We start from the raw sequence: 24849 nt of genomic DNA, 5'->3' as shown, positions 1-24849 counted from the left end.
CCCCCCCCCCCCCCCCCCCCCCCCCCCCCCCCCCCCCCCCCCCCCCCCCCCCCCCCCCCCCCCCCCCCCCCCCCCCCCCCCCCCCACGACGCAATCTTGGTCCTCGGGAGCCGGTCCGCCATGACCGTGAGATCCATCAGGGGTCAGGCACCACGCGTTGGCTCCTCGCATGCCAGGTGAAGTGATGCGCGACGGCGTGGCGAACCTGGCCACTGGTCGCGGAGCGAAGAGCGCCGCCAGTCCGCGAGCGCATCGAAGTTGACGCCTGCCGTGGCAGAAGCACTGAGGGCCCGGCTGCGTTGGTGCAGCCAGGCCCTCAGTTCGCGGGGCGATTCGAACCTACGAGGATCCGGTCAGGGGATCGCCGTAGCGCTCGACCCACTGGGCCCACATCGAGTTGAGGCGCTCCTGCACAGGCTGGCCGTAGTGCGCCTCAGCGGTCACGGCCAGGTTCCGGTACGTCGCGTGAACGCTGCTGCGGTAGTACCCGGCCGTTATGTCGATGGAGGTGTGGCCCAGGTACATCGCGGTCTCGGCGAGGGTCGCCCCTGCGGCGAGGAACCGGTAGGTCGCCAGGGTGCGCAGGGTCCGTGCCGCGGGCGCCTCTGCGCAAACTGTTGAGACCGCGCGTCGCCAGACGGCCCGCGCCCAGTGCGCCGACGTCCACGGCCCGGGGGCGTCGTTGCAGCCTGGCGCAGGGGGCGCCGAGAACAACCCGCGCGATGGGGTGGGAGTACTGGAGTCGATGGCCCGCCGGTGGACGAGGAGAGCCAGCCAGAGGGGCGTCGGGATGGGGACCTGGCGGGGGCGGTGCGGGTCGACCCACCACTGGGGGGCGCGCCCGGTGATGGCCACGCGGCGGTCGATCACGAGCGCAGGCCGCGTCGGGTGTACCGATCCGTCAAAGGAAAGTGCGGCCGCCTCAGACATCCGGAGCCCCGCCCACGCGAGCACTAGGGCCAGCAGTCGGTCCGCCCGACCCGGGATCGCTGCGATCACCCTGGCCACGGTGGCCTCGTCGGGGATCTCTCGCGTCGGCCCCATGCCGTGTGCTCCCGGTGAGGCACGGGGCCTCGCCAACGTAGGCACGACCGCGGCGGCGGGGTTCAGCGAGAGGTGGGTCAGGCGCACTGCCCAGTCAAATGCCTGCTTGAGCAGGGCCTGTGCCGCGTCCCGAGTGGTGGCAGCGAAGCCATCGGCCGCCAGCATCTGCTGCCAGCAGTCCACGTCCGCCGGGGTGAGGGCAGCGACGCGGATCTGCCCCAGGGAGTAGCGGCGAATTCGGCGATCGAGGTGAGCCCGGTAGGTCGTCCGGGTCGTCGTTGCGAGGTTCGGCCAACGGGCGTGGAGATAGGCCGCGACGAGGTCGGCGACGGTTCCGGATGGCTGGGCGAGGCCAGTCAACGGGTCTCCCTCCATGCTGATAGCGCGACGCAGGGCACGCTGGGCCTCCGCCGCGCTGACGTAGGTGCCGATGCTGCCGCCGCCCAGCCGGGCGGGCAGGCGTGCCTGCCAACGCCCGGAGGCGAGACGACGGATCGATCCCTCCTCGCTACGCCGCCGGGGGCGGCTCGGGAATGAGGTGGGGACGGTCGCGGAGGGTGAGCCCCGGAACGGGTTGGCGGTCATCGTGTTGCTCCTGAACGGTGGTGTAGGGGCAAGGCCTAGTGGCGACTGTGTCGGTGCCCGGGGCGTTGGGGGCGCTGTGCGCCGCTGGGCGGCGGGCGGATGCTGCGCGATCCGCAAGACCGCACGCGAAGGCCGCTGAACGCCACCATTGGCGTCTGGCTGGCATGGAGGTGCGGTCCGCGGCCGGGTGTCACGTGAGGGTTCTCGACATGAGCCGCCGGTTTTTCACCGAAGGCGGCTGGCCGGTTTCAGCGGCTGGTGGGTCCCCACCCTGGCGCGGTATGACCCTGGACAGAGCGCTCCGGCGGACGAGGGGCCGGCCTGCTTGGCGCGATGACGCGGGCGCTGCCTCGTGCGCATGCGCGGGGGCATGTCCCTGCCAGGACAGACCACCGTTCATGGCCGATCAATGGCGGTGGGTACTCCTCCATGAGGCTGGCTAACGGTGAGAGAGGTGCGTTACGCACTTTGGTGCGCAATTTGTCGGCCCCTTCGGCGACACTTGATCGTGACGACGCCGGACGTTCGCAGGGGAGAGAGAGTGGATTTGGCTGAACAGCCGTCGCGGCGACCGCGTCGTTCCCTCAACGGAATGTCGCCGCGGGGCACGGAACATCCCTCCGTCCGGGTCCGTCAGCACCGCCTGCGCGGCAGGTCGCCGTTCGGCCGTTCCCGCTGCGGCGATGCTCGGGCGGCGATGCTCACGGAGGGGCAGGGCGCGGCTCGTGTTTGCATGACATCCAGTCGGGTCGCGAGCGTCTGCTTCCGCCTGCCGAGCCTCGACTTGGTCCTGGTGCCGTGAGTCACGCGCTGTCGTTTGTTCCCCTGCGTCACGGTCGGGAGGTCGCCTGCTGGCTGGACCGCCCGATCGACCGGGTTCTGCTGGGTTGCGTCTGTGGCTGGCGTGGCCCCGCCCTCGCTCTGTCCGCGGAGGAGGTGGCGGGGTTCTACGGCGACGACTTGCCCGGGGGAGAGGCCGCCTTCACCCGGGTGCATGACTGGTTCGAGGCACTGCACTGGGAGGCGCTGGTCCCTGGACTGCGCGACTTGCGCGTCCACTCGCGATCCGAGCGGTGCGGGTCGGTGCCTAGCGCGGCGCTGTGACTCGGCGGGGACGCTCGCTGTCCGGGCGCCGCCGATCCCCCGGGAGAGCGATGGCACTCCAAGATCCGAGCCTCGCCAGTGATGATCACTCGGCGAGGGGCGTCCCCGTGGTGGAAGGACCTGGACCCGGGGAGGGATCGTCCATGGGCGAGGATGCCGAGCCAGGTCTTGAGCGGCTCCTGGCCTACATCCGCCAACATCTGGGTGATCCTTCGCGGTGGCGGGACCCGCCCGGATACCGGAACGGGCTTGCGCTGTGCCTGATCGATTCCGTGTGGAATCTGACGCTCCACTACGACAGGCACGTCGTGCCCGTCCTCGCCGCCTACCGGGCGCACCGTCGAGCCAGCGGCGCCGACCCGGAGCGGGACACCGCCTCCGATCTCGTCGCGGTCATCACCGGACTGGGCGGCGCTGACGAGTTCGCGGCACGGATCGCCACCCGACACCGCACCTCGACACACCCGAGGGCGCCGCTCAAGGCGGTAGCGCTGCTGCAGGCGGCGCAACTGCTCGCGGAGCACCGCGTCGAGACTCCCGACCGACTGCTGGCAGTCGCTGCTGAGGATGGCGGCGCGCTGAAGGGTGGCTGGCGGCGACTGCCTGGCCAAACCTCCAGTGAGGCGGGCTGGCGCAACCTGCTCCTGGTCGCGGGCGCCGACGAGGTCAAGCCCGACCGGATGATCTGCGGCTTCGTCAGCGACGCCGTCGACCGCGTGGTGACCCCCCGAGCGGCTGCCGCGCTGGTGCGCGCTGCCGCTGCGCGGCTGGGCGTACCGGTGCGGGTGCTCGATCACGCAATCTGGCGCTGGCAATCCGGGCGCTGAGGAAGGCGCCGTGGGTGCCGTCGCCCTCCCTTGAGGGAGGGCGACGCCGCCCGCAGTGCGGTGCGTCAGCCCTCGTACAGCGCCCAGTTTCGGCGGGCCTTGTACGCGCAGTTGTCGCATTCGAAACGCCGTGACCCGTCTGCTGCGCGGGGTGTCACCGGCCGCACCTCCCCGGGACACAGCGGGCAGGGCTCGACGTGAATCCGGGGGCCCAGCGGGCCGTCGGACGCCAGGTCGAACTCTCGCTCGTCGCGCGTGCCGGATGGGTCGTCCAGCAGCGGATCGCGCGGAGTGGTCGAGTCGTCGATGGGGGGCGTGGACATGCGGTCCTCTCGGCGGTGGTGTCAGCGGGCGAACGCTAGCGCGCGGTCGGCGCTTGGCCCGGCAACCGGAGGGGACGTCGGAAGCGCGTCCTGCGCCGTTCCCGCCGTCGCCACCGACCATCCCCGAAGTGTCGGTAGCGGACCGTACGGTTCGCGCTGCATAGCCATCTCCTATGGCGTGTGAAATGAGCCCGGGGAGGGGTCCGATCACCAGCCCGACACAACAGGACAACAGCCAATCTCCTATTGGTGAAGCAGCCATTGAGGGAGTGCTCGTCCTGCCCGGCGACCTGCACTCGGTCGAGCGCTACGTGGCGGCGGCCAAGGCCGACAACACCCGGCTGGCCTACGCCGACGACTGGCGCGCCTTCACCCGCTGGGCCAGCGGACGCGGTTTCCCCACCACACTGCCGGTAGATCCGATCGTCATCGCCGCCTGGCTGTCCTCCCTCGCCGACGCCGGTGCGGCCCCCAAGACGATCGAGCGGCGTCTGACCGGGCTCGCTGACGCGCACCGCTCCGCCGGGCATCTCAACCCCGCACACAGTGCGGGGGTGCGGGCGGTCATGCGCGGCATCCGCCGCGAGGCCATCCGCAACGGCCATCGCCCCCGCAAGGCGAGGGCGCTGACCACATCCCAGGTGCGGGCGCTCGTCGAGGACCTGCCCGCTGGACTGGCCGGAACACGAGACAGGGCGCTGATACTCACGTCGTTCGCCCTTGGGCTACGCGCCTCGGACACCTGCGGACTGGACGTCGGCGACCTGAGTGCGGCCGGACATGGCGGTCTGGACGTGACGATCCGCTTCTCCAAGACCGACCAACTCGGCGACGGCGAGGTCCTCGCGCTGGCGCCCGGCGTCCGCGCCAGCACCTGCCCGGTGCGGGCGCTGCAGGCGTGGACCGCGGCGCTGGCCGCTCAGGGCCTTACCGAGGGGCCGCTCTTTCGCGCCGTGGGCAAGGGGCGCGGCCAGCGCCTTGGTGGCACGCGGATGTCGCGATCCTCGGTGCGGCTCATCCTGCACCGGGCCGCCGCGCACGCCGGGGTGAGCCAGGAGGCCCTATCCAGCCATTCACTGCGACGCGGCTACGCCACCCAGGCATACCTCGCCGGAGTGCCCGAGCCGGAGATTGCCCGGACCGGACGCTGGAAGAGCATCACGGTGATGCGCGGCTACGACGCCTCGACGCGGTGGGCCGATCCCGCCTCCGGTCGCCTCGGGCTCTAGACACTCACACAGTGGCCGCGCCGGGTGCGGCGCCCGGCTTTCGCCGCGGGCGACGGCCGCTGTGCGCGCCTGATCCGGCCGCGGCACTCCTCGCTCTACAGCGGCGTGACGGAGTGGGCGCCTCCGTCACGTCCGTCTGAGGAGCCCGCGGCTCAGCGGCTCGGGCGCAGCCGACAACGATGCCGAGCCGCACAGCGACTGTCCTCCAAGCGAGGCAAGTGAATCAACGCGCGAGCGATGGACCCGACCGGTGTTGACTCGGCCTCCAGGTCCTCGCCACCGGCTTTCAGCCCGCTTCCCCAACGTGTCTGGGCTTACAGCGCGGCGCCGAGATGAAGCGCACGTCCTGAACGGCCAATCGCGTTCGGCGGCTCACGGCGCCACGTCGCCCGACAACCGTGACATGGCAGCCCTTCATACGCAGGGACTCGGCTCTCGGGGCGAAGACGCTGTCGCCCGAGCCGATCACGACCCGTTGGAAACGGGCGCTGACGTCCTCAGCGAGTACGTCCAGGAGAGAGTGATCAGCGCCGTTCTTGCCGGGCGTCCAGACATGACGTGCGGAAGGCCAGGCTCCTGCAGCGGTCAGCACCCCGAGGCTGTGGCTGGCGCCGACCACAGAGAAGACGACGCCCTGACCTGCTGCCGCGTCGGCGAACGCACGAGCCGTAGCGACGACGCACCCGGCGCAGATGATCGGTCCACCGAGGAGGTTCTCCACGTCGAGCACATGGAGTTCTCGGCCCAAGCGAAGCGTGGGTTGCCGATGGGATAGGCGGCTACGGCGGGGCGGCGCGCCGGTCGTCACGACCGACGCCCCCCCTCGCCGGTTCGTTGCATGAAGGCGGTGACGGCCTCTGCAAGGCGTTCCCGACCGAGCAAGGGAGGTCTCTCCACCTGGATGTAGAGGCGCTCCCGTCGGTGGAACGCATCCCAGTCCTTACTGGTCCCTGGCATCTTCTTCCCCTTCCAACCTGGGCTGATGCCAGTACGCCTTCAAAGGAGGCGGCTCGTCGCGTCTTATCTACATGCCGAAATGAGACGGCGTCGCCTCACCGCTCGGAGATCCCTTGCTGGGACTCAGTGGTACGACGTTCAGCCCGCCCAGCGAGCCGGATGTCCCCCGCCTCGCGACACGCGGGCTCGGCTGTAGCCCTGTCCCTGCTCGTCGCAGGAACTAGGGGACCCGCCGGGCTGGTCGCCCCTTGGGTCGTCCACTTCAAGACATCAGGTCTGGCCGTGGCTGTCCGGCGGAAAGGCAGGATGGCTGCCTTGGGGGTGCCCTCGGACGTAGTGCCGTCCACATCTGTGGACGTGCCCGGATGAGGGGCCGGGGCATTGAGCCCTAGGTCGGCACCGTCCTCGATTTTCTGCAACATCTCCGCAACGACGTGAGCAGCCCGCAGCCCCACGGCTGCCTGACCCAGCACCGCGCACACCGTCTCCAGGTAGGCGAGCACCACACCGACGGCCTCATCAGAGTGTCCGGCGTAGGGGCCGTAAGGCACGCCAATGCGCCCTTCTCCGGCTTGTCGGTCGAGCCATTGGCCAACATGGTGCAGTCCCTCGCCGAGGGCAGCGGACAACTCAGAGGCTTCGCTCAAAATCCACGTGGCCTCAACGATGGAATGCAGCCAGTCTGCTCTGCCCGCCGACTCGCTGAGGTCCCGCCCCAACGCGGTCGCCGCAGCGGCAAGGACCACGGCTCGGCCACCCGAGTAATCGTCCTCCGCCACAGGCAGAGGCTAAGCCGGTATGCCGACATTTCTTCGTGTGTCCTCAGGACCTTCCGGGCAGGCGCGAGGCGCCACGTGCATGCGCCCGCGTCAACCATTGGGCGGCGATGGTCGCTTCCAGGGCCTTAGACCGGCTCGAAATGAAGATCCCGAATCGGGTCAGCCCTGCTGACGGGCTGCCGATAGACCTGTTCGACCTCCGGCCCGTACAGGCGCCGGACAGATTCTCGCCCGTAAGGAGTCCTTGATGGCCTACGCACGACGTCCTCGCGCCCCCTGGCGGGGATTGGGGCAGATCAGCCTCGTCCTGAGCGGCACGGGCGGGTTGCGATGAGCCTCGTCCTGGGCAAGTTCATTCGAGACTTCACGCCAGCCGGTACCCATGACCAACTCGTCTTGATCCATATCTGCGACGAGATCCTCACGCCGGATGCCACGGCGGAGGTGAGCCTTCCGAGCGGGGCCTTCCTCGACCCTTCCCATCAGGCGCAGAACCAGCGCAAGGTCGACGGGGGTGGTTTCCTCTCGATGACCGCGCTCGGCAGCCGTGTCTGGCCGGAGATCGGCGATCCGAAGCAGTGGAGGGACCGTGCGGTGACCCGCACCCGACGACTCCGCGGCCTGCCCAACGCGACGGGCTACGCATGGTTTCCCGCGCTGCTTTGGCAGGTAGGCGGCGGCTCCTACCGCGACAACACCGGCGTCATCCGAAATCGGCATGCCCTCTGGCGTGTGCCGCTCGTGCGGGAGGCTGTCCTGGTGCCCGTACCCAAGTCAGGGCGGAAAGCCGCAACGGAGCCGTGGAAGCCAGAGGAAAGCAGCGATCTGTGGCGTCCCGCGACCGGGTGGCGCGAGGCGGTCGAACCGGTTCTGCAAGCCCGCATGGAGCGGGGAGTCCGAGCCGCTGGAGATGCGGCAGCCGCCGAGGTGGCTGCCGAACTCCAAGGTCGTGGCTATTCCGTGGAGGACGTGGAGGCACTGGCGGCGAAAGTGCGGAACCGAGCGGAAAAGGAGGTGCAACAACGCTGGGATTCCGCGGCTGCACGCGCAGCCGTCCTCGCTGACTTGAACGTTGCGCGCGCCGTTCAGGGGGAGTGGGTTCGGTCGAGTGCCCACGTCGCAGAAGGTGATGACGACGGCTTCATCCCCAACGCCTGGATCGGGGGAGGTCGCGAGCACGCCGACCGCCTACGAGTCATCGCCGAGCGAGCCGCAGCGGCGGTGCTCCCGGCAGTGAAGCCACAGGTCTGCGATGCCTCTGCTAGTGGGGAGTCGGCCGTCCTTTCAGAGGCTGAGTCGGATGACTGCCCGTGGTAGGTGGCAGGCGTCGCCGTCTGTTGGCCCTGCCTGGCGTCTCCAGTAAACCCGAACCAACCTAATCGCGGGTTCAGGCGCCTGTAAAAAGGTAGGTCCGGATGCCTCGTCTTCAGCGGCTCCGGTTGCCCGTGACATTGCAGGTGCGGTTGCCCCTGAAATGGCGGGTGATGCTTTAGCCCTTGCATATGGGTTGCTCCGGGACCTGCCGCTGGGAAGGCTGTGACGTCGCGTGCTATGCACAGCGACTCCGGCGCTTGCGTGGATGCAAGAGGACTGGCCTCGAACGGGCGACGGATCAGGGAGGGCCTGAGGGGGAGTGTCCCGCCCGATGGGACAGATGCGCAGCATCGGCTTGGTCGAAGGCACGTCAGGTGGGATGCCGCTGCCCTATGTGAACAAGGTGTACAGGAAGGGGTGTAGCCCGTCCCTGCGATGTGTCGGTCACCGCCGCGCTTGGAAGCGCGGCGGTGACCGCGTCCTGAAGTTCAGACGGCGACGGAACGGAGTCTTGGACTCGACCCGTTCCAGGCGCGCACGACCTCCCGCCACAGGCGCTGGAGGGCCGGGCGGGCCCTTCGAGCAGCGTCGCGCACGCGCGGGTCGGTGATCACTTCCATGACGCGGGTTACGACTCGGACCAGCGGTCGGGTGATGCGGGCCAGAAACGACATGGGGTGCTCCCTTCGATGCGCCGAGCGGTTCGGCGTCGGGACTAGTGAGCGATGCAGAGCACGCCCGAGTCGCGTATCGTCCACTTCCTTAATTGAGACTCCAGGTGGGGAGGGTTGGATGCAGTCGGACGACGCTGCCTCCTCGACACCTCGCGGCAGGGCTCGTGCCTTCGTCGTCGAGCGCGCGGCGGGCCGACAGGTGGCCCGTCTCATCGACGGAGGCGTCGCGCGCGATGACATCGAGCCTCGGGATGTGCTCGATCTCCTGCGGGTTCGGGGGGCATCCGGGGATGGGTGGTCCCGAGCCACCTACTTCCGTAGGCGCGCGGAGGTGACCAAGGAACAGTTGGAGCGCTGGGGTTGGACTCACGCGCCCTACAGCATGGCGCGGGCCTCGCTGCAAGAGCCGCTGACCGAAACGGACGAAGACCGGCTCTTCCAGTGTTTCAGCGACGAGTTGCTGCGGGCGACGTTCGCCGGACCAGCGATCGTGATGGCGGAGTTGAAGGCCATCGCGGCGATACACGAACGCCACGGACGGACATCGGCTGCCGCCCTCATCCGTGGCTTTGTCCGCTTGATCGAGGCTGACGCGGACGAGTCCGAGGAGTGGGCGGCGGATGCGCGCTTCTATCCCACCAGCCTCCTCGTAGACGTTGTCACGGCAGCGAGCGCGTTGCCCGACGGGTCCGCTCGCTGGCGGCGGCGGCTCCTGAAGTCCCCGAACGACTGGCTCGGTGCAGATACGGAGGACAGCAGGGTCCGCCTAGGACGCCTGCTCACCGCCACCCTCACGGGTCTGGCCGCAGCAGGACAGGTAGCCGCCGCCGAGCAGGCATCGCGAGACATGCAGGCCATCGACACGGCCCGGCTCGTGGTTCCTGCGGTCACGCCGAAGCCGCCTTGGCCGCTCTTCTACGCCCCCTGGCGTGATCTGCACCTGCTGCAGATGAAGGGACCGGCGCTTGAGCCCTGGGCTGCTGCGGTGTTCGAGTGGGTCGTCGCGGAACTGGAGATTGGACTGCTTGAGGGAGTCTCCCCCCGGCCTCCCACTCTCAAGACCTACCTGCGTAGTGGCCGGTGGATCCTCAACGAATCAGAGCCCAGAAGGTGGACTGCTTCGGCGGGATGGAGTCCACGCCAGTGGAACGCGCTGCGGGCTCGTGGGTTGGCGCTCTGCCTGCAGGTGCTCAAGGAACCTGCCGAGACGCTGCCCGCGCTGTGGACGCGCCTTCCGCGGAGCACTGAGGACTGGGGCGAGCGTCAGACCGAGAGGGCCGAGGTGCTCGCGGCGCTGCCGCCGGAGTCGCTGGCGGCGCTGGGGGAGGTGCCCCACATGGCTGCCGTCATCGGCGACGCCTTGTCCGGGACGCGGGACGTCACAGCATCCTGGCTGGTGCCTCACGCCCGTCGCGACCAGTGGCTCACCGTGGCGCACAGGCTGGCCCAACCGGTTGCCGTGGCAACAACTGCAGGCGATGTTGGCCGCGCCACCGGTGCCGCCACCAGGGCCCAGCGCAATCTCCGAGAGTTGGCCCGGGAACTGGCTGCGGGAGCGACCCTGGACGAGAAGACCGCGTCAGCACTCCGCAGTGCGATGGTGCAGGTCGCCCAGAACATGAGCGCCTGAGTAGACCCAACCGGCCGGACGGAAGCCTCAGGCCACGATGGCTCTGGCGGCAGTGGCATCCGCGCAGCGCAGAAGGTCGCGGCATCCTGAGGAGACACTCGTCCCACGCCCTGGCGCGTCGCTGTCACCCGCCCTGTGAGACTTCGGCCAACTGTCGGTGTGATGACGGAGACGGGGCTGCCCATGAGCGACGAAGTGACCGTGGCCATCATTGCCATCGTTGTGTCGGCGGTGGTGTCGGTCGTAGGAATCTTCTTCGCGTTCAAGCAGGCTAGAAGCGCCCGCCAAGCGGCCACCAGCGCGCAGGAGCAGGCCGCGGCGGCCCGTGAATCCGTTGCCGCCGCTCGGGAGCAGGTGGCAGCCGCGCACAGGCAGAACGAACTGCAAGAGCAGATGTGGCGTGACCAGTCACAGCCCTATGTCGTGGCCGATGTGCGTCCGGACAGCGGGCAGGGCCAGATGTTTGAGGTGACCTTGGAAAACCGGGGGAGCACCATCGCGCGGAACGTGCGTGTCACCTTTGTCCCCCCGTTGGAGCAGATAGGCACCAGGGACGAGGGATCGTTCACAGCACTCGACAAGGGCATCTCGTACCTGCCGCCAGGTCGCGCTATGACCTGGCATCTCGGCGTGGGTCACAACTACTTCAACGGCGGCCGGTCGGAGCCGGATCGAGAAGTCACCGTGACGTGCGAGGGGCCGTTCGGGCCGGTTGAGCCTCTGCGGTACACGTTCTCGTTTGAGGCGTTCAGGCACCACGTGGCGGCAGGTCCGGGCACCCTTGCACGCGTGGAGAAGGCCGTGATGGAGGTCGCAAAGGAGCTGAAGGCCCAGCGGCAGCGGTAGCCCTCTGCCCACTAGAGGACCTCGCGGAGGCGTCCCATCGTGGGCATCTCCGGGAGAACGTTGCCTGCCTTAAGTCCGGAGGTCAATTGCCCGGAGTGCTGACTGGATGTCCAGGACCTATCTCATGTCCGGCGCAGTCATCGCCCGGCAAGGCGGTTACCCCGAGTGTCCAGCGCGGACCGGAACAGTCCAGCCCGACACGTCCTACGCGGTGTTGCGGTCGAGCAATCACTACTCGGCCGGGGCGGCGGGCATCCTCAATGCCTTGGCATGCGCTGACGGCGCGCTGACAGCGGACGTGATCAACGGCGGCCTAGGGCGACCCGAAGTGGTTCTTCATCTCTTCGTTGACCTGCTGGAACAGTCGCGGGTGACCCGTGACGACCTGAGCCGGACACTCGTCAAGCGGTCTTGAAAACCGCTATGGGGTCAAACCCATCGTGGGTTCGAATCCCACGCCCTCCGCTCGCGCGCCGATCGGTGCTGCGCACCCCTCCCGTCCCCTAACGTGCCCCTCCGCACGGAGATCCGAGTCGGACCGGTCCGGGGAGTGGCATGAGCGCAGGCGCGGCGCCGGAGGACCCCGCGCCCGAGGACCCGGTCCGCGCGCTGGCCCGCAGCCGGCGCTGGCTCGCCGAGGCGCAGCGGCTGGCCGCGATGGGCAGCTGGGAGTGGGACGTCCGCACCGGCGCGGTGACCTTCAGCGACGAGCTGTTCGCCGTCTACCGGCTCGACCCCGCCGTGGTGACGCCGACCTTCGAGATCTGCATGCAGATGGTCCACCCCGACGACCGGGGCCGCGCCGAGCAGGCGATCCTCGCCGCGCTCGCCGCGGGCGGGGTGTTCGACTTCGACCACCGGGTCGTCTGCGGCGACGGCGCGCTCATCTGGGTGCGGGCCCGCGGGTCGGTCACCCGGGACGACGCCGGCAACGCCGTGCTGCTGGTCGGCACGGCGCAGGACGTCAGCGAGCGGGTGGCGATCGAGGCGCGCCTGCAGGAGAGCGAGCGGCGGCTGCTGGAGGCGCAGCGGGTGGCGCGGCTGGGCCGGTGGGACTGGGACGTCGTCACCGACACGGTCACCTGGTCCGACGAGGTGTACCGCATCTTCGGCGTGCCGCCGGGCGCGCTGGTGCCGACCGTCGAGGGCTACCTGGCGCGGGTGCACCCCGAGGACCGGGCCGAGCTGCTGCGGCTGCTCGCCGACGTCCGCGCCGGCCGGGAGGAGTACGGCCTGGAGCACCGGGTGCTGCGCGCCGACGGCAGCACCGGCTGGGTGGCCTGCCGCGCCGCCGTCGAGCGGGACGGGAGCGGCGCGGAGGTGCGCGTCCACGGCACCGCCACCGACGTCACCGAGCGCAAGGCGGCCGAGCTGGCGGCCGCCCGGGCCGCCGCGGAGCTGGCCGGGCAGGCCGAGCAGCTGCGCCGGCTGGCGTTCACCGACCCGCTCACCGGGCTGGCCAACCGGGCGCTGTTCGCCGACCGGCTGGCCCACGCCCTCGAGGCGCGCTCGCCCGCCGGCGTGAGCGTGCTGCTGGTCGACCTCGACGACTTCAAGGACGTCAACGACGTGCTGGGCCACCAGGTCGGCGACCGGCTGCTGGTCGAGGTCGCCGAGCGGCTCACGCGCTGCGTCCGGCCCGAGGACACGGTCGCCCGCCTCGGCGGGGACGAGTTCGCCGTCGTCCTGGCCGAGGCCGACCACGGGGAGCAGGTCGCCCGGCGCATCGGCGCCGCCCTCGACGCCCCGGTCCGGTTCGGCGACCGGCAGGTGGTGCCCAGCGGCAGCATCGGCCTGGCCCGCAGCGCCGGGGGCGAGCACGTGCCCGCCGACGTGCTGCTGCAGCAGGCCGACATCGCGATGTACGCCGCCAAGCGGGCCGGCAAGGGGCGGCACGCGGTCTTCGACCCGGCCATGTCGACGGCCGTCCTCGCCCGCGCGGACGTCGAGAACGGCCTCCGGCAGGCGCTCGAGGACGACGGGCTCGTCGTCCACCTGCAGCCGCTGGTCGACGTCCGCGCCGGCGCGGCCACCCGGGTCGAGGCGCTGGTGCGCTGGCCGCGTCCCGGTGGCCTGGCGCTGCCGGCGGACTTCCTGCCCGTCGCCGAGCGCAGCGGGCTCGTGGGCGAGCTCGGCCAGCAGGTGCTGCGCACCGCGTGCCTGCGCCTGTCCGGCTGGCTGGCGGCGGACCGGCGCCGGTCGCTCTCGGTCAACGTCTCGCCGGTGCAGCTGCGCGAGCCGGACTTCGCGACGGCGGTCCTCGGCGTCCTCGCCGGCACCGGCGTGCGCCCCGGGCAGGTGCTGCTCGAGGTGACCGAGACGGTGTTCCTCGAGGCCGGGCCCCGGGTGGTCGGCCAGCTCGACGAGCTGCGCGCCGCGGGCGTCCGGGTGGCCATCGACGACTTCGGGACCGGCTGGTCCTCCCTGGGCCTGCTGCAGGCGCTGCCCGTCGACGGGATCAAGATCGACCGTTCGTTCGTGCAGCAGGTCGGTGACGGTGCCGGCGACCAGCCGATCCTCACGGCCCTGGTCACGCTCGCGCACTGCCTGGGGCTGGAGGTCACCGCCGAGGGCGTGGAGACCCGCGTGCAGGCGGCCCGGCTGGTCGAGCTCGGCGTGGACCACCTGCAGGGCCACCACCTCGCCCGGCCGGTGCCGCCCGAGGACCTGGCCGGCGCGGTCGCCGCCGCCGGCGCCGCCCTGCAGGCCGTCGGGGACCGGTCGGCGGGGGCGGGCCGGGAGCCGGTCGTGCTGCTGGTGGCGCCCGACGACGCCCGCAGCCGGGCGCTGCGCGGCGTCCTGCTGCGCGACGGCCTCTCCGTCGCCGTGCCGGGGGTCGCGGCGCCGGAGGCCGACGCCGTCCTGCTCGTGACCGGCCGCGGCCGGGACGCCGTCGACCGGGTGGCGGGGCTGGGGACCGCGCCGGGGACCGCCGTCCTCGTGCTCTGCGACGACGCCGACCGCGCCACCCGGGCGCGGCTGCTCACCGCCGGCGCCGACGACGTCCTCGTCGACCCCGGCTGCTGCCCGCCCGGCCTGGCCGACCGGCTCCGGGCGGCGGTGCGGACGGCGGCCGGCGAGGCGCGCCGGCGCGACTGACCCGGAGGAGGCGGCCGGTCGGCGCGTCCCCGGGACACGCCGGGGGAGGTCTCACCCCTGCGGGTGGGTCGGCTCATCCGGGGGGCCGTCGCTGCCGAAGACGGAGTGTGGCCATCCCCCGGGGACTGAGAGCCCGGCAGCCTGCTGCCGCGGCACGGTCCCTCGTGCTCATGATCGGCGTGTCCGCCGCCGTGCTGGGCGCGGTCAGCTTCGTCGGCGCCAACGCCGCGAGCGCGCTCACCGTGGCCTCGACCTGGATCGGGGTCGCGTTCCTCGTCGTCCTCGCCCTGGTCGTCCGGTTCACCGACCCCGCCCGGCTGGACCGCGCCGGGGTGTTCGTGGCGGTCGGGGTGGCCGGCACGCTCATGGCCTGCGGGCTCAACCTGGTCACCCAGGACTCCTCGGCCGGCGCGCAGGCCTTCCTCGCCTTCCCCGTGCTCTGGGCCGCCGCGCACCTGCGCCGCACCGCGGTCGTCGCCGTCACCACCTCCGCCGTGGTCGCCAACGCGGTCGTGGTGCCGCTGCTCGTGCCGCTGGAGGTCGCGCTGTCCGACGTCCTGCTCACCGGCGTCGTGCTCACCGTCGTCGCCGCGATGCTCGAGCGCGCCTGCGCGGTGCAGGAGCGGCTGGTCGAGGCGCTCGAGCAGCAGGCCACCGTGGACACCCTCACCGGCCTGGTCAACCGCCGGGTCTTCGACGACGCGCTCACCGTCGCGCTCACCGGCCCGGCCGCCGACGACGGCACCGCCCTGCTGCTGCTCGACGTCGACTCGTTCAAGCAGATCAACGACCAGCACGGCCACCCGGTCGGCGACGACGCGCTGGTCCACCTCGCCGGGATCATCCGGCGGCAGATCCGCGCCGGCGACGCCGTCCTGTCCCGGCTCGGCGGCGACGAGCTCGCCGTCCTGCTGCCCGGCTGCACCGCCGAGGTCGCCGTCGCCCGCGCCGACTCGGTGCTCGGGACGGTGCTGTCCACGCCGCTCGGGCTCCCCGACGGCAGCCTGCTGGCGATGTCGGTGAGCGTCGGGGTGGCGCACGCCCGCGGCGCCGCGGTCGGGATGCGCGAGTTCTACGCCGCCGCCGACCGGGCCCTGTACCGCGCCAAGCGCGCCGGCCGCGGCCGCGTCGAGGTCGCCCCCGCCTGACGGTCCCGTCTTCCGCGCGCGAGAGACGACTACCGGAGCCGCCGGGCCGCGGCCGCGAGGGTGCGGGCGGTCAGCCGGCCGTCGGCCAGGCCCAGCGCCACGACGTCGTCGAACACCCGCTGCTCGGCCGCCGCCGCGCGGAACGCCGCGTCCATCACCCGCGGCCAGCGGCTCAGCCACGACGCCGCCGACGCCGACCGGTGGTGCGCGCCCAGCCGCCGCCGCAGCGCCCGCCGGTGCACCGCGCCCGCGGCCGCCCCCGCCGAGGCGGCCGCGCCGGCCAGCGCCCCGGACAGCACCGCGTAGAAGATCCCCTCGCCGGTCATCGGGTTGACCAGCGACGCCGCGTCGCCCGCCAGCAGCACCCGCCCGTCGGGTTGCCGCGGCCGGCCGGTGGACAGCGGCAGCCGGTGCGCCCGCAGTCCCTCGGGCTCGACCCCGGGCAGCAGCCGGCGCAGCCCCTCCACCAGCGCCGCCCGGGTGGCCCCGCCGGAGACCAGCTCGCCGTAGCCGACGTTGGCCCGCCCGTCGCCGAGCGGGAACGACCACGCGTAGGCCGGCCAGCGCTGCTCGGTGGTCACCAGCACCTGGGTGCCGCCCTGGCCGGGCAGCTCGGGCGCGTAGCCGCGCAGCGCCACCGCCATCCGGTCGTCGGGGTTGCGCGGCAGGCCCAGGGCCCGCCGGACGACGGACTCCGCGCCGTCCGCGCCGACGAGCACCCCGGCGGTGAGCACCCCGTCGACGTCGACGCCGTCGCGGCCCGGCGTCACCCGGCGGACGGCGTGCCGCCGGAACCCCGCCCCCGCGCCGAGGGCCGCGGCGAGCAGCCGGGCGTCGAACACCTCGCGCGGCACCACCGACGACGGCCGGTGCGTGGCCCGCTCCACCGCCGCGCCGCCGGGCGAGCGCAGGGACAGCCGCGGCGCGGGCGCGTAGCCGGCGGTCAGCGCGGCGACGTCGGCGCCCAGCCCGGCGAGCACGTCGAGCGCCTCGGGGGCGATGCCGTCGCCGCAGACCTTGTCGCGCGGGAAGTCGGCCCGGTCGAGGACGAGCACCGAGGCGCCGTCGCGCCGCGCGGCCAGCGCCGCCGCCGCGCCCGCCGGGCCGCCCCCCACCACGACGACGTCCCAGCGCTCCACGGGGGCGACGCTAGGCAGCACCGCGGCCGGCGGCCAGCCGGGCGCTGTCCCGTTCCGCCCGACCGGCGCAGGATGGCCCGCGTGACCGCACCCGCCGAGCACGAGCTGCTGCTGCGCCTGCTGGCGAACCAGCGCACCGCGCTGCGCAACGCCCTGTACGGGCTCACCGAGGAGCAGGCGCGCGCGACCCCCAGCGCCAGCGAGCTGTCGCTGTCCGCGCTGCTCAAGCACGTGACGCAGGGCGAGCGGGCGAACCTCGCCGGGCGGGTCGGGCGCCGTCCGCACGCGGTGGAGGGCGATCCGCAGGCCGAGTGGATGGCCGGGTTCACCGTCGCCCCCGGCGAGACCGTGGAGGTCCTGCTGCACCGCCAGGCGGAGGTGGCGCGCGAGACCGAGGAGGTCGTGCGCGCCGAGCGTGACCTGGACCGGGTGGTCGCGGTCCCCGACGGCGTCGCGCGCTGGCTGCCCGAGGGCACCGTGTTCACCGTCCGCTGGCTGCTCCTGCACCAGATCGAGGAGCAGGCCCGGCACGCCGGCCACGCCGACGTCATCCGCGAGTCGGTCGACGGCAAGGGCGCCTGGCAGCTGGAGGCCGAGGCGCAGGGCATCGCCGGCCCGAGCTGGGACCGCGCCCGGGGCTAGGGCGGGGTGGGCGCCCACTTCCGCGGCGGGTGCTCGTAGGCCTCGACGAAGGCGAGCAGCCCGGCCGCGTCGGTGACCACGCCGAGCGCGTCGAGCCGGCGCCGCTCGAGGTAGCCGTCGTCGGCCATGCGGCCCAGCTGGGCCAGCAGCGGCGCCCAGAACCCGTCGACGTCGAGCAGCACCACCGGCTTGGCGTGCAGGCCGAGCATCCCCCAGGTCCAGGCCTCGAACAGCTCCTCGAGGGTGCCCGCGGCCCCGGGCAGGGCGACGAAGGCGTCGGCGAGCTCGGCCATCCGCGCCTTGCGCTCGTGCATGGAGGTCACCACCTCCAGCCGCGGCAGGCCGGGGTGGGCCAGCTCGTCGTCGACCAGGTGCTGCGGGATCACCCCGACCACCTCGCCGCCTGCGGCCAGGGCGGCGTCGGCGACGACGCCCATCAGCCCGACGTGCCCGCCCCCGTAGACGACCCCGACGCCGGCCTCGGCCAGGCCCGTGGCCAGGTCCGCGGCGGCCTTCCGGTGCGACTCCGGCCCCGGCCGGCTGCCGGTGAAGACGGCGACCCGCATGCGAGACACGTTATTCGTCCTGCTCCTCGGCCCTCCTGCAGGGGCCCGCCGCGAGCGTGCGAGCGGTGGGGGGCAGGAGGGTCCTTCGTCAGGAGCCGTAGTAGCGGTAGACCGGCTCGGCGATGCAGGCCGGCTTCTCGCTGCCCTCGCGCTCGACGACGGCGGCGAAGGTGAGCTGCAGGCCGCCGGTGAACGGCGTGACGTCGGTGAGGGTCGCGGTCAGCCGCACGCGGGAGCCGACCGGCACCGGCGAGGGGAAGCGCACCTTGTTCAGGCCGTAGTTGACGCCCATCGCGGTGTCGGTGACGACGAAGACCTGCGCGAACAGCGGCACGAGCAGCGACAGCGTGAGGTAGCCGTGCGCGATCGGCCCGCCGAAGGGGCTCTCGGCCTTCGCCCGCTCGACGTCGACGTGGATCCACTGGTGGTCACCGGTCGCGTCGGCGAAGGTGTCCACCCGGTCCTGGGTCACCTCGAACCAGTCGCTGGTGCCCAGCTCCTGGCCGATGAGGCCCGAGACCTCGGCCATCGTCGTCGTGGTCGCCATGCGGGGTGCCTCCGTCGTCGTCGCCGGTCGTCCTCCCGGATCCTGCCAGTGCGGTGTACTGGGTCCCGTGCCGACCATCCGTCTGACCCCCACCGACGGCTGGACCACCTGCTCCCTGGGGCACCGGCACTGGGGGCGGGCCGGCGCGGCCGGCCTGCTGGTGCACCGCGACGGCGGCGACGGCCCCGAGCTGCTGCTGCAGCACCGTGCCCTGTGGTCGCACCACGGCGGGACCTGGGGGACGCCGGGCGGGGCGCTGCACCTGGACGAGACGCCCGAGCAGGGCGCGCTGCGCGAGGTCGAGGAGGAGCTCGGGCTGGCCGCCGCGGACCTCCTGCTCGGCGCCCGCTCGGTCGACGACCACGGCGGCTGGGCCTACACGACCGTCCTGGCCCGCCCGGTCGGCGACCTCGACCCGGCCCGGCTGCGGCTCGACGGTGAGAGCACCGGCGTCGCCTGGGTGGCGCTGGCCGCGCTGCACCAGGTCACGCTGCACCCGGGGCTGGCCGCCTCGATGGACCGGCTGCGGCCGCTGCTCGCCGCCTGAGCTCAGCCGACCGTCACGGTCAGCGCCCGGTGGTCGCCCACGCCCAGCCGGCGGGCGGCGGCGTCCCGGGCGGTCACCCGGCCCAGCGCGAGCAGGTGGTCCAGCTGCAGGCGCGGCCCGTGCGCCGGGAAGCTCGCCTCCCGCACCAGCGCGGTCGCGCCGAGCAGCCGCGCCGGCACCCCGCCGGGCAGGTTGAGGTCACCGGCGACGACCACCGGCCCGGGGAGGGACGCGACCCAGCGGCGCAGCCGGCGCAGCTGCCGCACCGCCGTCGGCGGCGAGAACGACAGGTGGGTGGCGACCACGGTCAGCCCGTCCAGGCAGGCGGCGACGGCGACCCGCGGCTCGTCGGGCACCCACCACAACCGCGGCCGGCCGGTGGCCGGGTCCGGCGCCCGCAGCGGCAGCCGGGCGCGGCCGGACCCCAGCCCGAGGACCGCCCAGTCCCGCACCGGGCGGCGGACCAGCAGCGCGACGCCGTACGCGGGACCGTCCGCCGCGCTCTCCGGCCCGCGCAGCCCGGGCGGGTCGGCGGCGGCCCAGGTGCCGCGGAACGGGCTCGGCGTCCCGGTGAGGGTGGCCGCGTGCCGCCAGTCGGCGGCGTCCAGCGCGCCGGCGAGCACCGCGGCCTGGTCGGTGCCGCCGGAGCGGGGCTGCCCGGCGTCGACCTCCTGGACGGCGAGCACGTCGACGTCGAGGCCGGCGACCGCGGCGGCGAGCGCGGCCGGGGCCAGCACGCGGCCGTCGGCGCCGCGGCCGGAGGCGAGGTTGAGGGTGCCCACGCGCAGGGCGGCGCCGTCGGGCACGTGTCCGACGCTAGCGGCGGCGGGTCGCCCGTGCGCGGGACTCGGCTGGCCGCGCAACCACGGGGCTGGTACTTCGTTGTACCGAGGTGTGAGGGCGGTCTCACCACCGCGACGGGAAGGGGTCGACCCATGGGCGCGCGGCACCGCGCAACGGAGGACGTCGTGGCAGGAGAGCCGGCGACGGCGGCCGGGCCGGCCGAGGAGACGGCCGGGCAGCGCTTCTGGTGGCGCGTGCTCATGTCCTTCGCCGTCACCGGGATCGTCGTCGCGCCGCTGATGGCCACGGCCGGCGCGGACGCCTCCGGGGCCGTGGCCGGCGGCAGCGGCACGGGCGTCTACTCCGGCGACCCCGCGGTCGGGCAGCCCTCGACCTACGCCCGGCTGACGCCGTCCTTCGGCGTCCCCGGCACGCCCGACGGCTTCCTCTTCCCGGGCTTCGGGACGCCGGCCTCCTCGTCGCAGCGCGCCACCGGCGGTACCGGGTCCCCGGCCGGGCTGACCGGCATCGCCGGCTCGGTCGCGGCCGCGACCTCCGCCGCCGTCCCCGCCGCCCCGGCACCCGCCGTCCCCGCCGCTCCGGCGCCCGCCGCCCCGGCCCCGGCCGGCACCACGGGCGGCACCCCCGCCGGCTCCGGCTCGTCCGCCGCCCCGGCCCCGGCCGGCGGCACGACGGCGCCCACCGCCCCGGCGTCCCCCGCCCCGGCCGCGCCGGCCCCGGTCCCGACCGCGCCGGCCCCCGTCCCGGACCCCGTCGGTGACGCCGTGGGCGGCGCGGTCGGCGGGCTGACCGACACGGTCGGCGGCGTGGTCGGCGGCGCCACCGACGCGGTGGGCGGCGTGGTGGGCGGTGCCACCGGCGCCGTGGGCGAGGTCGTCGGCGGCGTCACCGGCGGAGTGGGCGGTCTGCTCGGCGGCTGAGGCGGCGTCGCGGACGCCCGGATAGCGGAAGGACCCTCCTGCCCCCCGCCGCTCGCAGGCTCGCGGCGGGCCCCTGCAGCAGGGCCGGATCCAGCGGACATCGATAGGTTTCAGTCATGAGCGCCCGCGACGACGTCTCGGAGATCTTCGACAGCGCCGCGTGGCAGCCGGTCGACGGGTTCGACTTCGCCGACATCACCTACCACCGCGCCGTCGACGCCGGCGTCGTCCGGATCGCCTTCGACCGGCCGGAGGTGCGCAACGCGTTCCGGCCGCAGACCGTCGACGAACTGATCACCGCGCTCGAGCACGCCCGGCTGAGCACCGATGTCGGCTGCGTGCTGCTCACCGGCAACGGCCCGAGCCCGAAGGACGGCGGCTGGGCCTTCTGCTCCGGCGGTGACCAGCGGGTGCGCGGGCGCTACGGCTACGAGCACGAGGTGGGCCGCAGCAGCGGCCGGCTGCACGTGCTGGAGGCGCAGCGGCTGATCCGGTTCATGCCGAAGGTCGTCGTCTGCGTCGTCCCCGGCTGGGCGGCCGGCGGCGGGCACAGCCTGCACGTCGTCAGCGACCTCACCCTCGCCAGCGCCGAGCACGCGCGGTTCAAGCAGACCGACGCCGACGTCGGCAGCTTCGACGGCGGCTTCGGCTCGGCGTACCTGGCCCGCCAGGTGGGCCAGAAGTTCGCCCGCGAGGTCTTCTTCCTCGGCGAGGAGTACTCCGCCGAGGACGCGCACGCGATGGGCATGGTCAACCGCGTCGTCCCGCACGCCGAGCTGGAGCGCACCGCGCTGGACTGGGGCCGGCGGATCGTCGCCAAGAGCCCCACCGCGCAGCGGATGCTCAAGTACTCGTTCAACCTGATCGACGACGGCCTGGTCGGTCAGCAGCTGTTCGCCGGGGAGACCACCCGGCTGGCCTACACGGCCGAGGAGGCCGTCGAGGGCCGCGACGCCTTCCTGGAGAAGCGCGACCCCGACTTCTCCCGCTTCCCCTGGCACGTGTGAACGGAGGACCCGTGATCGTCGAGGTGGTGGGTGGCGCCGACGAGCGCCCCGAGGTGCGGGTGGTCGACACCGACGACCTGACCGGGCTGCACCTGGCCCTGGGGCAGGTGACCGACGAGGAGGCCGACGAGGCGCTCCGCGAGGCGGGCCTCGGGCGGCTGCAGGACGACGGGACCGGCCTGCTCGACGCCGCCGCGCTGCGCGCCGCCGCCGAGCCCGACGCCGACGTCGCCGACTGGGGCGAGCGCTTCGACCGGATGGTCGAGCAGGCTCGCGAGCACGGCTGGGTCAGCGACGACGGCGCCACCCTCCAGGTCCACGTCGAGGGCGCCGCGGGCGCGTGAGAGACGGATCTCGGCGGTCCGGTCGGGTGACGATACGGCCCCGGTCGTTGTGGTCACTCCACTGACAGGTCAGGATGTGACCGTGCGCAACCTGATGTCGTGCGAACGAGTTCGCCCGTGAGCGGCACCCCCGGCCGCCCGCTGAGCGCCGAGCTGTCCGAGCAACTGGTCGCCGTTGCGGTCGACATCCTCGCCGACGAGGGCTGGGGCCGGCTCAACAGCGACCGGGTCGCGGCCCGGGCGCGCGCGGGCAAGGCCGGCATCTACCGCCGCTGGCCGTCGATGGCGGCGCTGGCGAGGTCGGCGGTCAGCCGCTTCACGCTGGTCCACGCCCCCCAGGACGAGGGTTCCCTCCGGGCCGACCTGGTCGCCCTGGTCGCCTCCTGGCGCCGGCCGCTGTCCCGCGAGGAGCGGGCCGTGGCCAGCCTCGTCGGTGCCGCCCGGCACGACGAGGACCTCCGCGCCGGGCTCGAGGCCGCCCTGGTACGCCCGCTGACCGAGGCCGTCGAGGTGCTCGGCGAGCGCTGGGCCGCACGGGGCGACGAGGTGCCGGCCGACCGCCTGGCGCTGCTGCGCTCGGTGCTCGAGGCCTTCTGGTGGCAGCGGCTCACCGTGGCCGGCGACGGAGGGATGGTCGCCGACCGCGTCGAGCAGGTCGTCGACGACGTCCTGCTGCCGATCGTGGTCCCCGCCGCGGAGCCCGCCCGCCGCTGAGGCGCGGCGGACGGTCCGGGGAGCGGGTCAGACGGCGCGCAGGGCGCGGGCGGCGTCGTCCGCCATCATGGAGCCCACCACGCCCGCCTCGTAGCCGGCGAGCAGCCGGGCGGCCAGCTCGCGCGTGGTCCCGGCGACCTCCGCCGCCTGCTCGGGCGCGGGCATGGGTGAGCGCGGCCGGGTGACCAGGATGCGCGTGACCGCCAGCCAGGTGGCGGCGACCACCGCGGCCGTCGTCCGCGGGTCGGCAGGGGCCGGGCGCTCGGCGCACGGGCCGGTCCAGGCCTCGACCAGGGCCTCGCTCAGCCGGGCCTCGGCGGTGTGGTGCAGCTCCCGCTCGGAGGCCTGCAACGCGGGGGAGCGGTCGAGGTCGGCGACGGTGCAGCGCCCGGTCGGGTCGGCCAGCCGCTCGACGAAGCGCCCCACCGAGTCGACCAGGTGCTCGCGCAGCGCGGTGAGCGCCGGGACCCCGGCGGGGCGCTGCCGCACCGCGGCCGCGGGCCCGTCCACCCAGGGCGTCCGGTCGGCCCAGTAGAGCTCTTCCTTCGTCGTGAAGTGGTTGAAGACGGTCTGCACCGCGACGTCGGCCGCGGCCGCGACGTCGGCGATGGTCACGGCGTCGAAGCCGCGCTCGGAGAACAGTCGCTGCGCCGTCTCGCGCACGTGCGCGCGGGTGAGGGCCTTCTTCTGGGCCCGACGGGACTGATCACTCACGGTGCGAAGGGTAGCAACGCTGCGTTGCTGATCTTGGCGTAACGGAACGACATCATCCGGTCGGGGTGCGGAACCGCAGGTGGCACCGGGTGCCACCCCGCCGTCGGGCACCGCCGCGCCGTGGGGTTGGCTGGGCGCCCAGACGACGGCGTCCGCGCGGGCGGGTGCCGGGGCCAGAGGAAGGTCGGGACCGGTGAGGACCAGGGGAGCGGTGCTGCGCGAGGCGGGCACCGAGTACGAGATCGTCGACCTCGAGGTCGTGGACCCCGGCCCCGGTGAGGTCCTCGTCGAGGTGGCCTACGCCGGGCTGTGCCACTCCGACGAGCACCTGCGGCACTCCAACCCCGGCGGGCGCTACCCGATCGTCGGCGGCCACGAGGGCTCCGGCGTCGTCCTGGCGGTCGGGCCCGGCGTCACCTCTGTCGCCCCCGGCGACCACGTCGTCACGAGCTTCCTGCCCGCCTGCGGGCGCTGCCGGTACTGCGCCACCGGCCGATCCAACATCTGCGACAAGGGCGCCACCATCGCCGTCGGGCAGCTGCCCACCGGCACCTACCCCTTCCGGCTGGACGGCGAGCCCCTGGGCGGCTTCTGCATCGTCGGCGCGTTCGCCCGGCACACGGTGCTCAGCGAGTTCTCCTGCGTGCGCATCGACCCGCACCTGCCGCTGGACACCGCGGCGCTGCTGGCCTGCAGCGTGCCCACCGGCTGGGGGTCGGCGGTCTACTCCGGCGGCACCCACCCGGGCGACGTCGTCGTGGTCGTCGGGCTCGGCGGGGTCGGCGTCAACGCCGTCCAGGGCGCGGTGCACGCGGGCGCGACGCACGTGATCGGCGTCGACCCGGTGGCGATGAAGCGGGAGTTCGCGGGGTCGCTGGGGGCCACGCACACCGTGGCCGACGCCCGCGAGGCCGCACAGCTGGCCCGCGAGCTGTCCCGCGGCACGGGCGCCGACGTGGTCGTGGTGACCGTCGGGAAGATGTCGGCCGAGGTGATGGCCGGGGCGTCGGCCTGCCTGGGCAAGGGCGGCACACTGGTGCTCACGGCGCTGGCCGACCACCCGCGCGAGGGCCACGTGGACCTCAACGGCCAGATGACCACCGTGTTCGAGCACCGCGTGCAGGGCTCGCTGTTCGGCTCGTGCAACCCCTTCCGCGACATCCCGATGCTGGCGCGGATGGCCGAGGAGGGGCGGCTGGAGCTCGGCCGGCTGGTCACCCGGCGGTACTCGCTGGACGAGCTGAACCAGGGCTACCGGGACCAGGCGGCCGGCGAGACGATCCGGGGCCTGCTCGTCCACGGCTGACCCGCGCGGTCGTGCTCTGCCCCCGGACGCGGGGCAGAGC

At 73.2% G+C, this 24849-nt stretch carries 23 protein-coding genes and 1 tRNA gene; 16 read left to right on the top strand and 8 right to left on the bottom strand.

All coding sequences use genetic code 11. The annotated features are described in order from the left end of the window. Positions 1–339 precede the first annotated feature (339 nt). A complete protein-coding gene (locus ACI8AA_RS23130; RefSeq protein ID WP_457046715.1) occupies positions 340–1629 on the bottom strand; it encodes a tyrosine-type recombinase/integrase in 1290 nt (429 codons plus the stop codon). Positions 1630–2876: 1247 nt separating this feature from the next. Between ACI8AA_RS23130 and ACI8AA_RS23125 the strand changes: the two genes are divergently transcribed. Further along, positions 2877–3560 (top strand): hypothetical protein, encoded by a 684-nt coding sequence (locus ACI8AA_RS23125; protein WP_457046714.1) that lies wholly within the window; start codon positions 2877–2879, stop codon positions 3558–3560. A gap of 65 nt (positions 3561–3625) precedes the next feature. On the opposite strand, the gene ACI8AA_RS23120 is transcribed toward ACI8AA_RS23125, so the two are convergent. Beyond that, positions 3626–3883 carry a hypothetical protein gene (locus ACI8AA_RS23120; RefSeq protein WP_457046713.1) on the bottom strand — a complete coding sequence of 86 codons (258 nt, stop codon included), beginning with the start codon at positions 3881–3883 and terminating at the stop codon, positions 3626–3628. Positions 3884–4152: 269 nt separating this feature from the next. On the opposite strand from ACI8AA_RS23120, the gene ACI8AA_RS23115 reads away from it, so the two are divergent. Next, entirely contained in the window at positions 4153–5112 is a 960-nt protein-coding gene (locus tag ACI8AA_RS23115) for a site-specific integrase (RefSeq protein ID WP_457046712.1), read from the top strand. Between the two features lie 286 nt (positions 5113–5398). Here the strand turns inward: ACI8AA_RS23115 and ACI8AA_RS23110 are convergent, their stop codons facing one another. Then, the gene (locus tag ACI8AA_RS23110; protein ID WP_457046716.1) at positions 5399–5833 is read right to left on the bottom strand and encodes an NYN domain-containing protein; all 435 of its coding nucleotides are present in this window, start codon (positions 5831–5833) and stop codon (positions 5399–5401) included. A gap of 1345 nt (positions 5834–7178) precedes the next feature. Here ACI8AA_RS23110 and ACI8AA_RS23105 point away from each other — a divergent pair. From ACI8AA_RS23105 to ACI8AA_RS23075, 7 genes are all read left to right on the top strand, one after another. Then, the gene (locus tag ACI8AA_RS23105) at positions 7179–8165 is read left to right on the top strand and encodes a hypothetical protein (protein ID WP_457046711.1); all 987 of its coding nucleotides are present in this window, start codon (positions 7179–7181) and stop codon (positions 8163–8165) included. A gap of 789 nt (positions 8166–8954) precedes the next feature. Then, complete coding sequence (locus tag ACI8AA_RS23100; RefSeq protein ID WP_457046710.1) at positions 8955–10466, top strand: hypothetical protein; 1512 nt, start codon at positions 8955–8957, stop codon at positions 10464–10466. Positions 10467–10649: 183 nt separating this feature from the next. Then, positions 10650–11312 (top strand): hypothetical protein, encoded by a 663-nt coding sequence (locus ACI8AA_RS23095; RefSeq protein WP_457046709.1) that lies wholly within the window; start codon positions 10650–10652, stop codon positions 11310–11312. 124 nt (positions 11313–11436) lie between these two features. Continuing rightward, positions 11437–11727: a hypothetical protein gene (locus ACI8AA_RS23090; protein ID WP_457046708.1), complete on the top strand. Its 291-nt coding sequence runs from the start codon at positions 11437–11439 to the stop codon at positions 11725–11727. Continuing rightward, a tRNA-Ser gene (locus ACI8AA_RS23085) sits at positions 11679–11779 on the top strand. Before ACI8AA_RS23090 ends, ACI8AA_RS23085 begins: the two co-directional genes overlap by 49 nt. Before the next feature lie 88 nt (positions 11780–11867). After that, the gene (locus ACI8AA_RS23080; RefSeq protein WP_457046707.1) at positions 11868–14411 is read left to right on the top strand and encodes an EAL domain-containing protein; all 2544 of its coding nucleotides are present in this window, start codon (positions 11868–11870) and stop codon (positions 14409–14411) included. Between the two features lie 170 nt (positions 14412–14581). Then, positions 14582–15559, top strand: a complete 978-nt coding sequence (locus ACI8AA_RS23075; RefSeq protein WP_457046706.1) for a diguanylate cyclase — start codon at positions 14582–14584, stop codon at positions 15557–15559. Between the two features lie 29 nt (positions 15560–15588). Here ACI8AA_RS23075 and ACI8AA_RS23070 read toward each other — a convergent pair whose 3' ends face one another. Beyond that, positions 15589–16698: an NAD(P)/FAD-dependent oxidoreductase gene (locus tag ACI8AA_RS23070; RefSeq protein ID WP_457046705.1), complete on the bottom strand. Its 1110-nt coding sequence runs from the start codon at positions 16696–16698 to the stop codon at positions 15589–15591. An 81-nt stretch (positions 16699–16779) separates the two neighbouring features. Between ACI8AA_RS23070 and ACI8AA_RS23065 the strand changes: the two genes are divergently transcribed. Then, on the top strand, positions 16780–17340 hold the full coding sequence (locus ACI8AA_RS23065; protein ID WP_457046704.1) for a mycothiol transferase: 561 nt from the start codon (positions 16780–16782) through the stop codon (positions 17338–17340). On the opposite strand, the gene ACI8AA_RS23060 is transcribed toward ACI8AA_RS23065, so the two are convergent. Both ACI8AA_RS23060 and ACI8AA_RS23055 read right to left on the bottom strand, forming a co-directional pair. Then, complete coding sequence (locus ACI8AA_RS23060; protein WP_457046703.1) at positions 17337–17906, bottom strand: LOG family protein; 570 nt, start codon at positions 17904–17906, stop codon at positions 17337–17339. The two genes, ACI8AA_RS23065 and ACI8AA_RS23060, sit on opposite strands and share 4 nt — an antisense overlap. A gap of 88 nt (positions 17907–17994) precedes the next feature. Then, positions 17995–18453, bottom strand: coding sequence for a MaoC family dehydratase (locus ACI8AA_RS23055; RefSeq protein ID WP_457046702.1), 459 nt, complete (start codon positions 18451–18453; stop codon positions 17995–17997). Between the two features lie 67 nt (positions 18454–18520). Between ACI8AA_RS23055 and ACI8AA_RS23050 the strand changes: the two genes are divergently transcribed. After that, positions 18521–19000, top strand: coding sequence for an NUDIX domain-containing protein (locus ACI8AA_RS23050; protein ID WP_457046701.1), 480 nt, complete (start codon positions 18521–18523; stop codon positions 18998–19000). 2 nt (positions 19001–19002) lie between these two features. Here the strand turns inward: ACI8AA_RS23050 and ACI8AA_RS23045 are convergent, their stop codons facing one another. After that, the gene (locus tag ACI8AA_RS23045) at positions 19003–19806 is read right to left on the bottom strand and encodes an endonuclease/exonuclease/phosphatase family protein (protein ID WP_457046700.1); all 804 of its coding nucleotides are present in this window, start codon (positions 19804–19806) and stop codon (positions 19003–19005) included. A 162-nt stretch (positions 19807–19968) separates the two neighbouring features. Here ACI8AA_RS23045 and ACI8AA_RS23040 point away from each other — a divergent pair, with 162 nt between their 5' ends. The 4 genes from ACI8AA_RS23040 (at position 19969) to ACI8AA_RS23025 (ending at position 22789) form a co-directional block, all read left to right on the top strand. After that, entirely contained in the window at positions 19969–20724 is a 756-nt protein-coding gene (locus tag ACI8AA_RS23040) for a hypothetical protein (protein WP_457046699.1), read from the top strand. A gap of 116 nt (positions 20725–20840) precedes the next feature. Next, on the top strand, positions 20841–21731 hold the full coding sequence (locus ACI8AA_RS23035; RefSeq protein ID WP_457046698.1) for a 1,4-dihydroxy-2-naphthoyl-CoA synthase: 891 nt from the start codon (positions 20841–20843) through the stop codon (positions 21729–21731). 11 nt (positions 21732–21742) lie between these two features. After that, on the top strand, positions 21743–22075 hold the full coding sequence (locus tag ACI8AA_RS23030; RefSeq protein WP_457046697.1) for a hypothetical protein: 333 nt from the start codon (positions 21743–21745) through the stop codon (positions 22073–22075). Positions 22076–22192: 117 nt separating this feature from the next. Continuing rightward, the gene (locus ACI8AA_RS23025) at positions 22193–22789 is read left to right on the top strand and encodes a TetR-like C-terminal domain-containing protein (RefSeq protein WP_457046696.1); all 597 of its coding nucleotides are present in this window, start codon (positions 22193–22195) and stop codon (positions 22787–22789) included. A gap of 27 nt (positions 22790–22816) precedes the next feature. Here the strand turns inward: ACI8AA_RS23025 and ACI8AA_RS23020 are convergent, their stop codons facing one another. Next, positions 22817–23503, bottom strand: coding sequence for a TetR/AcrR family transcriptional regulator (locus ACI8AA_RS23020; protein WP_457046695.1), 687 nt, complete (start codon positions 23501–23503; stop codon positions 22817–22819). Between the two features lie 193 nt (positions 23504–23696). On the opposite strand from ACI8AA_RS23020, the gene ACI8AA_RS23015 reads away from it, so the two are divergent. Then, entirely contained in the window at positions 23697–24809 is a 1113-nt protein-coding gene (locus ACI8AA_RS23015; RefSeq protein ID WP_457046694.1) for an NDMA-dependent alcohol dehydrogenase, read from the top strand. Positions 24810–24849: the final 40 nt, after the last annotated feature.

This window comes from Geodermatophilus sp. SYSU D01180, assembly GCF_054050415.1.
The sequence above is the reverse complement of the archived record's forward strand: the minus strand, read 5'-3'. Positions and strand labels throughout refer to the sequence as shown.